At 70.0% G+C, this 16,345-nt stretch carries 12 protein-coding genes and 1 riboswitch; of the genes, 8 read left to right on the forward strand and 4 right to left on the reverse strand.

The annotated features are described in order from the left end of the window. Positions 1-6: 6 nt before the first annotated feature. Positions 7-1,743 (reverse strand): glycerol-3-phosphate dehydrogenase/oxidase, encoded by a 1,737-nt coding sequence (locus tag IFR14_RS14580; protein WP_137243437.1) that lies wholly within the window; start codon positions 1,741-1,743, stop codon positions 7-9. Between the two features lie 134 nt (positions 1,744-1,877). Between IFR14_RS14580 and IFR14_RS14585 the strand changes: the two genes are divergently transcribed. The 7 genes from IFR14_RS14585 (at position 1,878) to IFR14_RS14615 (ending at position 10,485) form a co-directional block, all read left to right on the forward strand. Beyond that, the gene (locus IFR14_RS14585) at positions 1,878-2,864 is read left to right on the forward strand and encodes a sugar-binding transcriptional regulator (RefSeq protein ID WP_064294816.1); all 987 of its coding nucleotides are present in this window, start codon (positions 1,878-1,880) and stop codon (positions 2,862-2,864) included. 90 nt (positions 2,865-2,954) lie between these two features. Next, a riboswitch (FMN riboswitch) is annotated at positions 2,955-3,116 on the forward strand. Between the two features lie 80 nt (positions 3,117-3,196). Further along, positions 3,197-4,273 (forward strand): bifunctional diaminohydroxyphosphoribosylaminopyrimidine deaminase/5-amino-6-(5-phosphoribosylamino)uracil reductase RibD, encoded by a 1,077-nt coding sequence (gene ribD, locus IFR14_RS14590; protein WP_249407027.1) that lies wholly within the window; start codon positions 3,197-3,199, stop codon positions 4,271-4,273. Positions 4,274-4,294: 21 nt separating this feature from the next. After that, complete coding sequence (locus IFR14_RS14595; RefSeq protein ID WP_086474114.1) at positions 4,295-4,990, forward strand: riboflavin synthase; 696 nt, start codon at positions 4,295-4,297, stop codon at positions 4,988-4,990. Continuing rightward, the gene (gene ribA, locus IFR14_RS14600; protein ID WP_191941495.1) at positions 4,987-6,270 is read left to right on the forward strand and encodes a GTP cyclohydrolase II; all 1,284 of its coding nucleotides are present in this window, start codon (positions 4,987-4,989) and stop codon (positions 6,268-6,270) included. Before IFR14_RS14595 ends, ribA begins: the two co-directional genes overlap by 4 nt. A gap of 83 nt (positions 6,271-6,353) precedes the next feature. Then, complete coding sequence (gene ribH, locus IFR14_RS14605; protein ID WP_064294813.1) at positions 6,354-6,824, forward strand: 6,7-dimethyl-8-ribityllumazine synthase; 471 nt, start codon at positions 6,354-6,356, stop codon at positions 6,822-6,824. A gap of 203 nt (positions 6,825-7,027) precedes the next feature. Beyond that, positions 7,028-8,374, forward strand: a complete 1,347-nt coding sequence (locus tag IFR14_RS14610) for an MFS transporter (protein WP_079707347.1) — start codon at positions 7,028-7,030, stop codon at positions 8,372-8,374. Between the two features lie 182 nt (positions 8,375-8,556). Further along, the gene (locus IFR14_RS14615; RefSeq protein ID WP_191941496.1) at positions 8,557-10,485 is read left to right on the forward strand and encodes an ABC transporter ATP-binding protein; all 1,929 of its coding nucleotides are present in this window, start codon (positions 8,557-8,559) and stop codon (positions 10,483-10,485) included. 69 nt (positions 10,486-10,554) lie between these two features. Here the strand turns inward: IFR14_RS14615 and IFR14_RS14620 are convergent, their stop codons facing one another. After that, positions 10,555-11,307 (reverse strand): hypothetical protein, encoded by a 753-nt coding sequence (locus tag IFR14_RS14620; protein ID WP_191941497.1) that lies wholly within the window; start codon positions 11,305-11,307, stop codon positions 10,555-10,557. A gap of 377 nt (positions 11,308-11,684) precedes the next feature. Then, complete coding sequence (locus tag IFR14_RS14625) at positions 11,685-13,550, reverse strand: phosphoenolpyruvate carboxykinase (GTP) (RefSeq protein ID WP_191941498.1); 1,866 nt, start codon at positions 13,548-13,550, stop codon at positions 11,685-11,687. Between the two features lie 123 nt (positions 13,551-13,673). On the opposite strand from IFR14_RS14625, the gene IFR14_RS14630 reads away from it, so the two are divergent. Further along, positions 13,674-15,131, forward strand: coding sequence for a helix-turn-helix transcriptional regulator (locus IFR14_RS14630; protein ID WP_191941499.1), 1,458 nt, complete (start codon positions 13,674-13,676; stop codon positions 15,129-15,131). On the opposite strand, the gene IFR14_RS14635 is transcribed toward IFR14_RS14630, so the two are convergent. Then, positions 15,116-16,303: a DUF4192 family protein gene (locus IFR14_RS14635; protein ID WP_191941500.1), complete on the reverse strand. Its 1,188-nt coding sequence runs from the start codon at positions 16,301-16,303 to the stop codon at positions 15,116-15,118. The genes IFR14_RS14630 and IFR14_RS14635 overlap by 16 nt on opposite strands. Between the last annotated feature and the right edge of the window lie 42 nt (positions 16,304-16,345).

Below are 16,345 nucleotides of genomic sequence, written 5' to 3' on the forward strand. Positions count from 1 at the left end.
CGTGCATTATGAGAACGCCGGGGCCTCCTTGGCGGCGTCGACCCGGAGGTCGACCTGGTGGGCGTCGCGCAGGCGGTCGAGCGCTGCGGTGATCTGCGCGGTCCGCTCGGCGTCGTCCCACCCGAGGACACCGCCGACGACGCGGGCGATCTCGTCGACGAGGTCGGCGGTCAGCGATCCGGTGAAGGCGAGGCTCGTGCGGCGGTGCAGCACGTCGGAGAGGTGCACGACCTGCTCCTGCTCGACGAGGTACTCCAGCTCCTGCACGCTGTAGTCGGCAGCGCCCTGCAAGCGGTCGTCGCCGTGCTCCGACAGGTGCTCGAGGAGTGCGGCGGCCTTCGTGCCGTACCGGTTGAGCAACTGCTCGGCACGCTTGGCACCGGTGCCGTCCTCGTGCGCGGCGACCCAGGTGCGCGTCGCCGAGTCGGTGCGCGGGAAGCCGGCTCCGCCGCCGATCGCGAGTCCGAGGGTCTCCACGGGACGCGGGGCCCCGAGGGTGTTGAGCACGTCAGTGCTGAGGTGCTCGGCGAGTGCCCGGAAGGTGGTCCACTTGCCACCGACGAGGCTGAACACGGTGGTGGACGGACGTGCAGCGGCGGCCCGGCGCTCGATCCGGTAGTCGCGCGACACGAAGCCGGGGGCCTCGTCGTCGTGCTTCGGGAGCGGGCGGATGCCGGAGAACCGGTAGACGATCTGCTCGCGCGAGGTCGCGATGGTCGGGAAGACGTGCTTCACGAGGTCGAAGAAGTAGTCGACCTCCTCCTCGGTGCAGACGCTCGGGGTGCTCGGGTCGGCGTCGATGTCGGTCGTGCCGACCATGACCTTGCCCTTGAGCGGGTAGATGAGGACGATGCGGCCGTCCTCGTGCTCGAAGAAGATCTCGCGCCCCTTGGTGGCCGCGTAGAGCTCCGCGTTGTCGAGGACGATGTGCGAGCCCTTCGTGCCACCCATGTAGGTCGTCGGCTCGCCGAGGCCGGCGTTCGTGAGGTCAGTCCAGGGGCCGGAGGTGTTGACCACGACGTCGCTCGTCACGGTGAAGGTCTGGCCGGTGACGGTGTCGCGGAGCTCGACGCCGTCGGCTCCCATGCCGACCGCCTCGACGTAGTTGACGGCGCGGGCGTGCGGGCCGGCGGCGAGGCCGTCCATGAGGACGTCGAGTGCGAGACGCTCCGGGTCGTGCATGGAGGCGTCGTAGTAGGTCGCCGTGTACTTGAGGCCCGGGTTCATCTTCGGCAGGTCGGCGAGGGACTTCTTGCGGCCGTGGAAGCGGTGACGCGGCACGCTGCCTCCGTCGCGGGAGAAGGAGTCGTACGCGGTGAGGCCGACCTTGATGAGCAGCGCACCACGCTCCTGCGGCTTGCCCTGCTTGTGGGTGAGGAAGCGCAGCGGTGCGGAGAGGATGCCCGAGAAGGTGGAGAAGATCGGGACCGTGGTCTCGAGCGGCTTCACGTAGTGCGGGGCGATCTTGATGAGCCCGTTGCGCTCCTGCACCGACTCCTGGACGAGGCGGAACTCGCCGTTCTCGAGGTACCGGATACCGCCGTGGATCATGTGGCTCGACGCGGCGGAGGCGCCGGAGGCCCAGTCGTTGCGTTCCACGAGTGTGACGTCGACACCCTGGAGCGCGAGGTCGCGGAAGGTCGCGATGCCGTTGATGCCGCCGCCGATGATGAGCACCGACGCCTGCGGGCGGTCGATGACGGACTGGACGGTGGAACGGGGAGCTGACGACTTGAGGGACATGAGATGCCTCGCTTCTTCGCGGTTGGTACGCGACGCTGCCGGGATTGCGCGCCGCTGAATGATGTGACTGAATACATCGTGACACCCGCTGCAACTCTGAACAGCCCTAGTGAACAAACGTGCAAGGAGACCCGATGTCGCTCGCAGACGCGCTCAGCCAGCCGGACAGGACGGCCGAGGCGCTCCGTGCCGCGCAGCTGTATTACGTGCAGGACCTCACCATGGAGGCCATCGCCCAGGAGCTCCACACCTCCCGGTCGTCGGTGTCCCGCCTGCTCGGTTATGCGCGGGAAAGCGGGCTCGTCGACATCCAGGTGCGCTCCCCGCACGACATGCCGTCGCGGCTCGAGGCGGAGTTCCGCGACCGCTTCGGGGTGACCGCCCACATCGTCCCGGTCCCGGACCACACGAGCGACATCGACCGCCTGGAGCGGGTCGCCCTCTCGGCTGCACGTTTTCTCGGCTCGGTGTTCGACTCGAACATGACGCTCGGCCTGGCATGGGGCTCGACCGTGAGTGCGGTGGCGAGGCACCTCACCCCCAAGCGGACCCACAACTCGCAGATCGTCCAGCTGAACGGTGCGGCCAACACGCGCACCTCGGGCATCCTCTACGCGAGTGAGATCCTGCACCGGTACGCGGACGCCTACGGGGCCTACGCTCAGCAGTTCGCGGTGCCGGCCTTCTTCGACGACCCGTCGACCAAACTCGCCCTCTGGCGGGAGCGCAGCATCCGACGCGTGCTCGAGATCCAACGCCGCATGGACGTCGCGCTGTTCGGTCTCGGTTCGCAGCTGTCGGGTGTGCCCAGCCACGTCTACGTCGGCGGCTACCTCGACGACAGCGACTTCGAGGCGCTCGCGAGCGCCGGTGCCGTCGGGGACGTCGCGACGGTGTTCTTCCGGGCCGACGGTTCCTGGCGGGACATCCCCTTCAACAACCGTGCATCCGGGCCCGACCTCGACGTGCTGCGCGGCGTCTCCCGACGGATCTGCGTGGTCGCGGGAGCCGCCAAGGTGCCCCCGCTCCTCGGGGCGTTGGCGGGCGGGCTCATCTCCGACCTCGTGGTCGACGAGGGAACCGCCCGCGCGGCGATCGACCAGCACGACGCCCAGCGCTGACCCCGGCCGCATCAGGCGCTGCAACCGGGCGTCATCCGAACCGGGAATAGGGCGGCCACTCAGCCCGTTGACCTAGAATCGACAACACGTAACGTGCTCCGGGGTCGGTGAGAGTCCGAACCGGCGGTGATAGTCCGCGACCCGTGTCTCGCGCAAGCGAGGCCCGGTTGACCTGGTGGAACTCCAGGACCGACGGTTATGAACGCGTCTGCTCGCAGGCGGCGTTCGAGTCCGGATGGAAGGAAGCACGGGCGTCGGCCGATGGTCGACGCCAGCGAGCACCTGCCCGCGACCCCGGAACTCGTGTCAGTACCGACCGAGATGACGGACAGATGAGCGCAGGAACCGAGGCACCGCAGGCGAGTGTCCGCGAGGAGCAGGCCATGCTGCGCGCGCTCGAACTCGCCGCCAACGGCCCGGCCCGCGGTGTGAACCCCCGCGTCGGCTGCGTCATCCTCGACGCCGACGGCACCGTACTCGCCGAGGGCTGGCACCGTGGAGCCGGCACCCCGCATGCGGAGGTCGACGCCCTGTCCCACCTCGCGCCCGCGGCGGCCCGCGGCGCGACCGCCGTCGTCACCCTGGAACCGTGCAACCACACGGGCCGGACCGGTCCGTGTGCCGTCGCCCTCCTCGAGGCCGGTGTCGAGCGCGTCGTGTTCGCCGTGGACGACCCCGGCCACCACTCCGGAGGTGGAGCGGAACGACTCCGCGACGGCGGCGTCACCGTCGTCGGCGGCGTGCTCGCCGGACCGGCGGAGGACCTCCTCGGTGACTGGCTCACCAGCGCCCGCCTCGGGCGTCCGCTCGTGACGGTGAAGTGGGCCTCGAGTCTCGACGGGCGGATCGCCGCGAGCGACGGCACGAGCCGCTGGATCACCGGCGATGCCGCGCGCGACGACGTCCACCGTCGACGGGCCGCCCACGATGCGATCCTCGTCGGCACGGGGACGGTCCTCGCCGACGACCCGAGCCTCACCGCTCGCGACGACCACGGCGACCTCTTGCCCGAGCAGCCCCTGCCCGTCGTCATGGGCGATCGCCCGATCCCCCTGGACGCCGCCGTCCACCGCCACCCCCGGCCGGTCGTCGTCCACCACGGGCATGATCCGGCTGCGCTGCTCGCCGAACTCCGCGCCGCGGGCGTCCGGAGCGTCTTCATCGAGGGCGGCCCGACCATCGCCACGGCGTTCCTCCGCGCAGGACTCGCCGACACGGTCCTCACCTACCTCGCCCCGGTGCTCCTCGGCGGCCCTCGCCTCGCGATCGGCGACCTCGGTGTCGACACCATCGGCGATGCGATCCGCCTCACCACCGTCGGCGTCGAACCACTCGGCGACGACCTCCTCGTCATCACGACACCCGACCGCAGCGCCTCCGCCTCGGCCGCCCGCCACCTCACCGCCTGACCCCCAGAGAACGGACCACCCATGTTCACGGGCATCATCGAAGAACTCGGCACCATCGTCGCCATCGACCACGGCGAGGACTCGGCACGTTTCACCGTCCGCGGCCCGCTCGCCCTCGAGGGCACCCGGCACGGGGACTCCATCGCCGTGAGCGGTGTCTGCCTCACCGTCGTCGAGCAGACCGGCGAGACGTTCACCGCCGACGTCATGGCCCAGACCCTCGCGATGAGCTCGCTCGACGGCGTCACGGTCGGATCCCCGGTCAACCTCGAGCGTGCGGCCCGCGTCGGCGACCGCCTCGGCGGCCACATCGTCCAAGGGCACGTCGACGGCACCGGCACCGTCCTGGCCACGGTGCCCGGCGAGGCCTGGCGCGTCGTGCGCGTCTCGCTCCCCGCGGCACTCGCGCCGCTCGTCGTCGACAAGGGGTCGATCACCGTCGACGGCGTCTCGCTCACCGTCAGCGCCATCAGCGCACCGGACGCACCGGAGGCCTGGTTCGAGGTGTCCCTCATCCCCGAGACGCTGGCCGCGACGACGCTCGGTGAGCGGGTCCCCGGCGACCGTGTGAACCTCGAGACCGACATCCTCGCCCGGCACGTCGAACGGATGCTCGCATTCAGCCGTCTCGAGTCGGCACTCCCCAGCAGCATCGACCAGGATCCGCAGTCCGCGGACCCGGTCGGCACCACCGCCACCGGAAGGGGCAACGCATGAGCATCGCCAGCATCCCGGAGGCCCTCGAGGCACTCCGCCAGGGCCGCCCGGTCATCGTGGCGGACGACGAAGGCCGAGAGAACGAGGGCGACGTGATCCTCGCCGCGGAGTCCGCCACGCAAGAGTGGATCGCGTGGACGGTCCGACACTCCTCCGGATTCATCTGTGCACCGATGACGAACGAGATCGCCGACCGACTGGCCCTCCCGCCGATGGTCGCGCTCAACGAGGACCCCAGAGGCACCGCGTACACCGTCACGGTCGACGCGGCCGACCGGCTCAGCACCGGCATCAGCGCCGCCGACCGCGCCCACACCCTGCGCGTGCTCGCCGACCCGGCGTCCGTGCCCGCCAGTCTCTCGCGCCCCGGACACATCGTCCCGTTGCGCGCCGTCGACGGCGGGGTGCGTGAGCGCGACGGCCACACGGAGGCGGCCGTCGACCTCATGAAGCTCGCTGGGCTGGTCCCCGTCGGGGCGATCTCCGAGATCGTCGCCGACGACGGCGAGATGATGCGCCTGCCCGGCCTCATCGCGCTCGGGGAGCGGGAGGGCGTGCTCGTCACGACGATCGCCGCACTCATCGCCTTCCTCGAGGAGAACCCCGATGCGGCTGCGGTCTGCGCCGAGGAACGCGCCGCCCAGGCGGCCATCCCCGAATCGTCGAACGTGTCGTTCGAGGTGGAGACGACCGTCCCGACGACGCACGGCTCGTTCCGGTTGCGCGCCTACCGCGACCGCAGGACCGGTGCCGACCACGTCGCCATCATCGCCGGCGACCCGCAGGCCACCGGTGCGCTCGTGCGCGTCCACTCCGAGTGCCTGACCGGCGAGGCGTTCGGCTCGCTCAAGTGCGAGTGCGGTCCGCAGCTCGACAGTGCTCTGGACACCATCCAGCGCCACGGCGGAGTCGTCGTCTACCTGCGCGGGCACGAAGGGCGCGGCATCGGCCTCGTCAACAAACTGCGCGCCTACCGGTTGCAGGAGGACGGTCTCGACACCCTCGACGCCAACCTCGCGCTCGGGTTGCCGGCCGACGCCCGCGACTACACGGCGGCGAGCGCGATCCTGACGGACCTCGGCATCACCTCCGTGCGCCTGCTCTCGAACAACCCGGAGAAGGAGCGACAGCTCACGAACCACGGCATCGCCGTGAGCGAGCGCGTCCCCCTGGTGGTCGGCGTCGGCCTGTTCAACGAGGGCTACCTCGAGACGAAGCGCGACCGCATGGGCCACAGCATCGGGTTCGAGCTCGCACCCGAACCGCACCCCCACCAGTAGTCCACCGCCGCCCTCGATTCCCTCGAGGAGCGAGAACACCACCAACCCCTCGACGCGCTCGAGGGAAGAAGACAGGAGACCGCATGAGCGGCGAAGGATCCCCCACCATCAGCGTCGACGGCACCGGCCTCGACATCGTCGTCATCGCCGGCACCTGGCACGAGACCATCACCGACGGTCTCATCGCCGGAGCAGTCAAGGCCCTCGATGCGAGCGGCGCCAACCACCGCCTCGTGCGGGTCCCCGGGAGCTTCGAACTCCCGGTCGTCGCCAAGGCCGCCCTCGAGGCCGGGGCCGACGCGGTCGTCGCACTCGGGGTCATCATCCGTGGCGGCACGCCGCACTTCGAGTACGTCTCCGACGCCGCGACGAGTGGCCTCACGCAGGTCAGCATCCAGACGGGCAAGCCCGTCGGCTTCGGCGTGCTCACCCTCGACGACGAGAAGCAGGGGCTCGACCGCGCAGGGCTGCCCGGGTCGAAGGAGGACAAGGGGGCGGAGGCCGCTGATGCCGCCGTCGCGACCGCGGTCGTCCTCCGCGAGCTGCGCGGCTGACCCGAGCAGAGGCGCATCACGCGGCATTCCGGTATCGGTATACGCCCTTCCTGGCAACCGAATACCGGAATGCCGTACTTCGGCGTACAGTGTCATGGTCCTGCCACAAGCGGGCGAACCTCTGATCCTGCCGTCGTCGGCGGGCGTGCGCGACCGGTGCTGATGCTTCGACGGCGTCCATTCCCGAACCGAAACGCGCACGCATGTCTCTCGAAGCAACCCCAGTCACCAAGGCCCCGGTCAATCCGCGCTCCCGAGTCGTCCTCGCCAGCCTCATCGGCACGACGATCGAGTTCTACGACTTCTACGTCTACGCGACGGCCGCCGTCCTCGTCTTCCCGCACCTCTTCTTCCCGAGTGAGGACCCGACCGCGGGTCTCCTCGCCTCCTTCGCCGTGTTCGGCGCCGCGATGGTGGCCCGCCCCGTCGGTGCCGTCATCTTCGGGCACCTCGGCGACAAACGCGGTCGGAAGGCGACCCTCGTCGGCGCCCTCCTCACCATGGGGATCGCGACCTTCCTCATCGGTCTGCTGCCGACCTACCAGCTCGTCGGCTGGGTCGCCCCGCTGCTCCTCGTGATCCTCCGCATCGGTCAGGGCTTCGCGCTCGGCGGCGAATGGTCGGGCGCCGCCCTCGTCGCGACGGAGAACGCGCCGACCGGCAAGCGTGCCCTGTTCGGCACGTTCCCGCAGCTCGGTGCGCCGATCGGCTTCATCATCGCCAACGGACTGTTCCTGATCATCGCGGCGATCCTGCCGAGCGACGACCCGTCCATGCCGTCCGAGGCGTTCCTCGAGTGGGGCTGGCGCATCCCGTTCCTCTTCTCCGTCGTCATGGTCATCGTCGGCCTCTGGGTCCGTCTCCGTCTCGTCGAGAGCAACGCGTTCACGAACGCGAAGGAGCAGGGCAAGGTGCAGCGGTCGCCGCTCGCGAGCGTCGTCAAGCTGCACTGGCGCAAGCTGCTCCTCGGCACCTTCTTCATGCTCGCCACCTACGTGCTCTTCTACCTGATGACGACGTTCTCCCTGAGCTACGGCCGTGCGCCACTCGACGCCCCGGTCGCCGGGCTCGGCTACAGCTACACGACCTTCGTGCTCATGCTCATCGCCGGCGTGGTCTTCTTCGGAATCTTCACGCTCGTGTCCGGTCCCTTCGCCGACAAGTACGGACGCCGCAAGACGCTCATCGTCGTGACGAGCGCGATCCTCGTGTTCGGTCTCGTCTGGGTCCCGTTGCTCGGCGCCGGGTTCACCGGGGTCATGATCTGGCTCATCATCGGATTCAGCCTCATGGGGTTCACCTTCGGACCGATGGGCGCCCTGCTGCCCGAGCTGTTCCCGACGAACGTGCGGTACACCGGGTCCGGGATCTCCTACAACGTGTCGTCGATCCTCGGTGCCGCGGTCGCACCGTTCATCGCCGTCGCGCTGTGGAGCGCCGGCGGCGGCAGCCCGTTCTGGGTCGGCGTCTACCTCTCGGCGATGGCCCTGATCACGCTCGTCGCCCTCATCGTCTCCAAGGAGACCAAGGACGTCGACATCGACGCCTGATCGAGGCGACCATCGAGGGCCGGTGCGTGGAGGACGTCTCCGCGCACCGGCCCTCGGTGCGTCCGCGCTCGGTGCGTCGGCTTCGGGCTCGGCGCGTGCGACCGTCGCCTAGAGTTGAACCACGGTGCGCCGTCGCCATGGACGTCTCGGAGCCGCGCACCGCACCTCGGAGGAAGAGCACCATGAGCACCCCAGCGCGCCCGGCACGCAGCCGCAACCCGTTCAGCCGACCGAAGGACGACGGTCCCCGCGCGAGCCTCAAGCAGCTCATGCCGTACATCTTCGAGCACCGCTCGATCCTCATCGTCGTCATCATCCTGAGCGTCATCGGAGCGGCCGCGTCACTCGCCCAGCCGCTCATCGTCAGCCAGGTGATCGGGGTCGTCGAGGCGGGCCGGTCGCTCGGCAACCTGGCGTGGCTCCTCGTCGGGCTCGTCGTGGTCTCCGGCGTCATCAGCGGGTACCAGCACTACCTCCTCCAGCGCGCCGGCACCGGGGTCGTGTACTCCTCCCGGCGCCAGCTGATCGCGCGCATCTTCCGGCTGCCGATCAGCCAGTTCGACACGCGCCGCACCGGCGACCTCGTCTCGCGGGTCGGCAGTGATACGACCATGCTCTACGCCGTCCTGACGCAGGGCTTCGTGGACGCCGTCGGCGGTGCCATCACCTTCCTCGGCGCACTCATCGCGATGGCGATCATCGACCCCGTCCTGCTGGGTCTCACCCTCCTCGTCGTCATCGTCTCGGTCGTCGTGGTCATCGCCCTGAGCGGACGCATCCGCGTCGCCAGCCGCGAGCAGCAGACCAAGGTGGGCGAGCTCGCCGCCGCGGTCGAGCGCGCCATCAGCTCCATCCGCACCATCCGGGCGTCCAACGCGACCGACCGCGAGATCGACGCGGTGGACGGCGTGGCCAAGGAGGTCTACGGCGTCGGCGTGCGGATCGCGAAGATCTCCTCGCTGGTCGTCCCGGTCGCCGGCATCGCCATGCAGACCTCGTTCCTGGTCGTCCTCGGCGTCGGTGGGTTCCGGGTCGCGTCCGGGGCCATCACCATCGCGAGTCTCGTCGCGTTCATCCTCTTCCTGTTCATGATGATCATGCCGCTCGGCCAGGCCTTCGGCGCGATCACGAGCGTCAACCAGGCGCTCGGAGCGCTCGGCCGGATCCAGGAGATCCTCGACCTGCCCGACGAGGGCGATGACGACGCGGCCATCGCCGCGCGGGTCGGGCGTCCCGGGACCGCCTCAGCGTCCGCGCCGGCGATCGAGTTCGACGGGGTCGAGTTCGCCTACCCGGACGCGGCGGTCATCGAGCGCGAACGGGCCGCAGCGGAGGCGCTCGCGACCGAGGCCCTGAGTGAGGGCACCAGCGCGCCGGAAGTCGTCGCCGCCGATGCCGCCCGACTCACCGAGGCGCAGTCCGCGCTCGGTCGTCAGGTCCTCCGTGGGGTGTCCTTCGCCGCGATGCAGGGCAGACGTACGGCGCTCGTCGGGCCGTCCGGCGCCGGCAAGAGCACCATCCTCGGGCTCATCGAACGCTTCTACGACCCGACGGCCGGTGCCATCCGCCTGGGCGGCGTGGACATCCGCACGATCCCCCGCGCCGACCTCCGGGACCAGATCGGATATGTGGAACAGGACGCCCCGGTCCTCGCCGGCACGCTGCGCGACAACCTGCTGCTGTCGTCACCGGATGCGAGTGACGCCGACTGCGAGCGCGTGCTGCACGCGGTCAACCTCGGTGGGGTCCTCGATCGCAACCCGCTCGGTCTCGCCGCTCCGGTCGGCGAGGACGGCATCATGTTGTCGGGTGGCGAGCGGCAACGCCTCGCCATCGCGCGCGCCATCCTCGCGGCTCCCCCGATCCTGTTGTTGGACGAGTCGACCTCGAGCCTCGACGGGGTCAACGAGCAGATGATGCGCGAGGCCATCGACGCGGTCGCGACGGGACGCACACTCATCGTCATCGCGCACCGGCTCTCGACCGTCGTCGACAGCGATCAGATCGTCGTCCTCGAGGAGGGTCGGGTGGTCGGCGTCGGCACCCACAGCGACCTCGTGACCGAGGTCCCGCTCTACCGCGAACTCGCCAAGCACCAGCTCCTCGTGTGACCCCGGTTCATTCGCCCATGTTTGGGCGAACGGGTGCTCAGTCGCCCAAAGATGGGCGAATGAACGGAGTCACGGGCGCCATCCTGCCGCGATGAGGCGCTCGCGCGCTCGGTCGATCGCGACGGCGGCACCCGCCTGCAGGTGATGTGCGAGGAAGCGGTCATGGGACCAGCCGAGTCTGGTGACGGCATGGATCCGGTCGACGTCCTTCGCGAACTGACCCGGGTCGGTGGCGTGCTGGCGCCCGTCGTACTCGAACGCTGCACGATACGCCGGGTAGGCGAGGTCGAGACGTGCGATGAATCGCCCCCGGCGATCGCGGAGTTCGTGGTTGAGCACCGGCTCCGGGAGGCCGGCACGAACGAAGGCGAGACGAAGTTCCGTCTCCTTCGGTGATTCGGAACCAGCGCGGATCTGCGGGAGCGCGGCACGGAGTGCCCCCGCGCCGAGATGCCGGGATCCGCTGAGCGCCGCTGCGAGGTCGTCGAGCGAGCAGAGTGGTAGAAGGCGCTGGTGGAGCCACCGGCCGGAGGCACCACGCTCACGGATCAGATGATCGCCGACCGCGACCAGCTCATCGATGTTGAGACTCGGTCCGAGCTGACGCCACATGTCGGCGGGACTCACGACCGCGAGCCTCTCGACGAGGACCGGATCGCCGAAGAGGCCCGCCAAGCGATGGCCGACGACCCCGGCAACCCTGGGCGCTCGGTCCGGCGGCCGGACGCCGACATGCACCTCGTCCCAGCGCAACCGCGCCGGGAGCGGAGCCTCCAGGAGATGCGCGGCCGACAGGTGCGAGAAGAACTGCGCCGGTGCCATTCGCAGTGCGTATGCCCGACACAGCTCCAGGTGCGCGAGATGACGCTGTTCGGGAGGCAGGTCCGCGCCCCTGCGTGGTGCAGCGAAGCTCCGAACCCCCGGAAACGGTGCTGGAACACGCGTCGTGCGGAGGCGCTCCGGCGAGACGCCCTGCTCCAGCGCCGAGCGGACGGAGAAGGCGTGGTGATCGGGTAGATCGGTCGGCATCATGCTTCGATCGTCGCGCGATCGGTCGGTCCGTGACCGGCGCACCCTCCTCACGTCGACGAGCAGCCGCGATCTCCGGCCGGTGGAGCGCCCTCGTCGCCGGTTCGTTCGCCCCTCTTTGGGCGCACGAACCTCCATTCGCCCAAAACTGGGCGAATGGAGGACGAGGATCAGGACCGGAGGCGGTAGCGCAGGGCGGCGAGTTCCGCACGGAGGGCGGCCGGGACGCGGCTGCCGAAGGTGTCGAAGAAGGACTCGGTGAGGTCGCACTCGACGAGCCAGGACTCGCGATCGACGGCGAACAGGGCGTCGAGGTCGGCGTCCGGCACGTCGATGCCGTCGAGGTTCAGCTCGTCGAGGACCGGCAACCGGCCGATCGCCGACTCCCGTGCGTCGACCTCGTGCTCGAGCCGCCGCACGATCCACTCGATGACCCGCGAGTTCTCGCCAAAGCCCGGCCACAGGAAGGAGCCGTCGGCGTCCTTCCGGAACCAGTTGACCTGGAAGATCCGCGGCGCCTTGCCGTGCTCGAGTGCACCGCCGACCCGCAACCAGTGACTCCAGTAGTCCGCCATGTTGTAGCCGCAGAACGGGAGCATCGCGAAGGGGTCGCGACGGAGCTCCCCGACCGTGCCCTCGGCGGCGGCGGTCTGCTCGGAGGAGATCGTCGCACCCATGAACACGCCGTGCTCCCAGCTGCTGGCCTCGACCACGAGCGGAACGTTCGTGGCACGACGCCCGCCGAAGAGGATCGCGTCGAGCGGGACGCCGTCGGCCGCGTCCCAGTCGTCGGCGATCGACGGGCACTGTGCCGCCGCGACGGTGAACCGCGAGTTCGGGTGGGCCGCCGGGCGCCCCGACTCGGGCGTCCAGTCCTGCCCCTGCCAGTCGACGAGGTGGGCGGGGGGCTCGGGGGTCAGCCCCTCCCACCAGACGTCTCCGTCGTCGCGGAGCGCGACGTTGGTGAAGATCGTGTTGCCCCACAGGGTGTCGACGGCCGTCGCATTCGTGCCGGCGCCCGTGCCGGGTGCGACCCCGAAGAAGCCGGCCTCCGGGTTGATGGCGTACAGACGTCCGTCGTCGCCGGGCCGGATCCACGCGATGTCGTCGCCGAGGGTCTCGACCGTCCACCCGGGGATCGTCGGCCGCAGCATCGCGAGGTTGGTCTTGCCACAGGCCGAGGGGAACGCGGCGGCGATGTGGAACGCCCGGCCCTCCGGCGAGACGACCCGGACCAGCAGCATGTGCTCGGCCAACCAGCCCTCATCGCGTCCGATGACCGAGGCGATCCGCAGCGCGAAGCACTTCTTCGCGAGGAGTGCGTTACCGCCGTAGCCGGAACCGAACGACCACACTTCGCGCGTCTCCGGGAACTGGACGATGTACTTGGTGTCGTTGCACGGCCAGACCACGTCGGCCTGCCCCGCTTCGAGCGGAGCGCCGACCGAGTGGACGGTCCGGACCCACGGCTGTCCGTCGGCGATGAGCTCAAGGACGCGGTCGCCCATCCGCGTCATGATGCCCATGCTGAGGACCGCGTACGCCGAATCGGTGATCTGCACGCCGAGCTGCGAGAGCGGCCCGCCGACCGCGCCCATCGAGAACGGCACGACGTACATCGTGCGGCCGCGCATGCTGCCGGCGAAGACCCCGTGCAGTTCGTCGCGCATCACCGCGGGATCGCGCCAGTTGTTCGTCGGGCCGGCGTCCTCCTCCTGCTCGGAGCAGATGAAGGTGCGGTCCTCGACGCGCGCGACGTCGCGCGGATCGCTGCGGGCGAGGAAACTGTTCGGCCGCCACTCCGGGTTGAGCTTGATCAGCTTCCTCTCCTCGACGAGCTGGTGGGTGAGCCGGTGCGATTCGCTCGCGGAGCCGTCGACCCAGTGGATCGCGGACGGCTCCAGGAGGGCCGCCAGGTCGTCGACCCAGTCGTGCAGCTCGGCGAGGCCGCTCCGCTTCGGGCGCGGCACCGCTCGGAGCTCCGCGCGGGCGGCGGGAGCGGGTGCGGTGTCGGGAATCAGTTCTGCGATGGACATGCGTTCCTCCGGCGTTGGTGGGACGGTCAAGAAGTGGTCGTAGAGCCACCATGCGCCCGTTTCGGTCGATCTTCTCGGTATTGCACCCTTCAAGAATCACTGTTCTTTCGATACGGTGAAGGAATGACTCCGACTCCCGCATCGACCGCCGCCGCCGAACTCCTCACGCTCGGCCATCGGATCCGGCACTTCCGGACCCGGCGAGGCCTCACCCTCGACGACCTCGGCGAACGGGTCGGGCTGGCGGCGAGCCAGCTCTCCCTCATCGAGAACGGGAAGCGCGAGCCGAAGCTGTCGGTCCTGCAGGAGCTGACGACCGCGCTCGGGATCGACCTGACCGACCTCCTGTCGAAGGAGGCACCGAACCCCCGCGCAGCGCTGGAGATCGAGCTGGACCGCCTCCAGCGCAGTGCGCTCTACGGCGAGTTGACCCTGCCGATCGTCAAGCCGTCGAAGGGCATCCCGGACGAGGCCCTCCGCGCACTCGTGGGCCTGCACCGCGAACTGCAGCGGCATGCAAACGAGGCGATCGCGACCCCGGAGGAGGCACGGCGTGCCAACACCGAGTTGCGGGAGTGGATGCGGGAGCGCGACAACCACCTGCCCGAGATCGAGGAACTCGCGGAGTCGCGCGTGCTGCGCGCCGGGCACAGCACCGGCGCGCTCACCCACCGCACGGTGAGCATCATGGCGGAACAGCTCGGCTTCGACCTCATCTACGTCAACGACCTGCCGCACTCCGCCCGCAGCGTCACCGATCTCGAGAACGGGCGCATCTACCTGCCACCGGCGTCGATCCCCGGCGGGCACGGCCTGCGGTCCATGGCCCTGCAGGCGATGGCGCACCGCCTGCTCGGGCACCAGCGCCCGACGAGCTACGCGGAGTTCCTCCGGCAACGGCTCGAGATCAACTACTTCGCGGCGGCGGCGCTCATGCCGCAGACGGCCGCGGTCTCGTTCCTGCAGCAGGCCAAGCGCGACCGCAACCTGGCCGTCGAGGACTTCCGCGACGCCTTCGGGGTCACCCATGAGGCCGCGGCGCTGCGCCTGACCAACCTGGCGACCGCCCGACTCGACATGCGCCTGCACTTCCTGCGGGTCTCCGAGGACGGGGCGATCTCGAAGGCCTATGAGAACGATGCTCTGCCGCTGCCCGTCGACGTGACGGGCGCGGTGGAGGGCCAGATCGTGTGCCGGAAGTGGAGCGCGCGGAACGCCTTCGCGCGGACGAACCGCACCACGGAGCTCTACCAGTACACCGACACCCCGGCCGGTACCTTCTGGTGTGCGACGCAGACCGGCACGACCGAGGCCGGCGAGTTCTCGATCTCGGTCGGCGTGCCCTGGGGCGAGGCGAAGTGGTTCCGCGGACGGGAGACCACGACGCGTGCGGTCTCCACCTGCCCGGACCCGACCTGCTGCCGTCGACCACCGTCGGACCTCGCCGACAAGTGGCGGGAGCAGGCTTGGCCGAGCGCCCGGTTGCACACCCACATCCTCTCCCCACTGCCGAGCGGCACCTTCCCGGGCGTCGACGACTCCGAGGTCTACGACTTCCTCGAGCGTCACGCGGCGGGCTGATCGCTCGGCGCGGCTACGCCGACGCGTGTTCCCGGGGCGCTGCAGAACGCCCAGGCCGGGAGGTGCCCCTGGCGGATCAGCGACCCGACGGTCGCCGCCAGCGGGTGGTCCAGCTCCTCGTCGACCAGCTCTGCGAGGAAGGCGGTCGCGCGCGTGCTCTGGCCGAGCGCCCACGACAGCCAGGCGAGCATGGCGAGCGGCGCGACGCGTGCCGACTCCGACGCTCGCGCCGCGACGCCGAGGAGCAGGCTGCTCGCCGCCCGGATGCGCTGGATATCGGGATGCGGTCCGTCGCCGACCAGCAGGTGGGCGACCCGGTGGAACACCTCCGGGTCGTCCGTCCCGACCGGCAGATGCCCGTACGCGCGTTCGGCGTCGTCGAGTTCCTCACCCAGCTCGCGCCCGAACGCCCACTGCATGAGTGCGAGATCGCTCGCCCACGGGCGTGACAGGCTCAGCAACAGGAAGGCCACTTCCCGGGCGGTCATCCCCTCGACGCCGCGGGCGAGCGCGTCCTCGAAGACCGCAGGAAGGCCGTCGAGTCGTTCCACGGCGTCTCCGACGTCGATCCGCCAGGTCGTGCGGGCGCGATCGGCGGCCGCGTCGAGCATGGAGGCCAGTCGAGCGCAGAGCACCCGGTACTCGAGGTCGACGGCTGCGAACGTCGCCACGTCCACCGACGGGACCTCGGTCGTGACGAGCTCCCAGGGGAGCGGTGGGACCGGCGGGACCGCCGCCGAGGCCACGATCGCCGGCGGACGCCCTCCGGCGGGGAGTCCGGGGTCGAGGTAGGAGCCCCATCCGTCGGCGGCCGAGCAGAGGGCGTCTTTGACCGTGAACCCCTGCGCGCTCGCCAGCTCCAGGACGGCGTCGGCGATCGTCCTGCCCGGCGGCTCCGCCCCGGCTCCGAACGCGTCGTCCGTGTAGACCACGGGCACGATGGCGTCGACACCCGGAGCCCGGCAGGCGAACCCGAGGGCGCGCTCCGCGGCGGCGTCCGCCACCTGCCGGTCGACGTCCGTTCCGGCCGGCAGGTGCACCTGGAGTGCGCCGCGGCTGTAACGGCCCGCGAACAGGACGACGACGAGACTCGATCTCGGAGTGCTTCCGACGAGTCCGGGGATGAGGGCGAGGAGGTCTTCGGCCGCGTTGGCCTGCACGATGTGGTTCATGGAGCCAGCCTCCGTCGAACCCGGGTCCGACTGTCCGGCAGG

Source organism: Plantibacter sp. CFBP 8775, assembly GCF_014839505.1.
Classification (GTDB): Bacteria; Actinomycetota; Actinomycetes; order Actinomycetales; family Microbacteriaceae; genus Plantibacter; species Plantibacter auratus.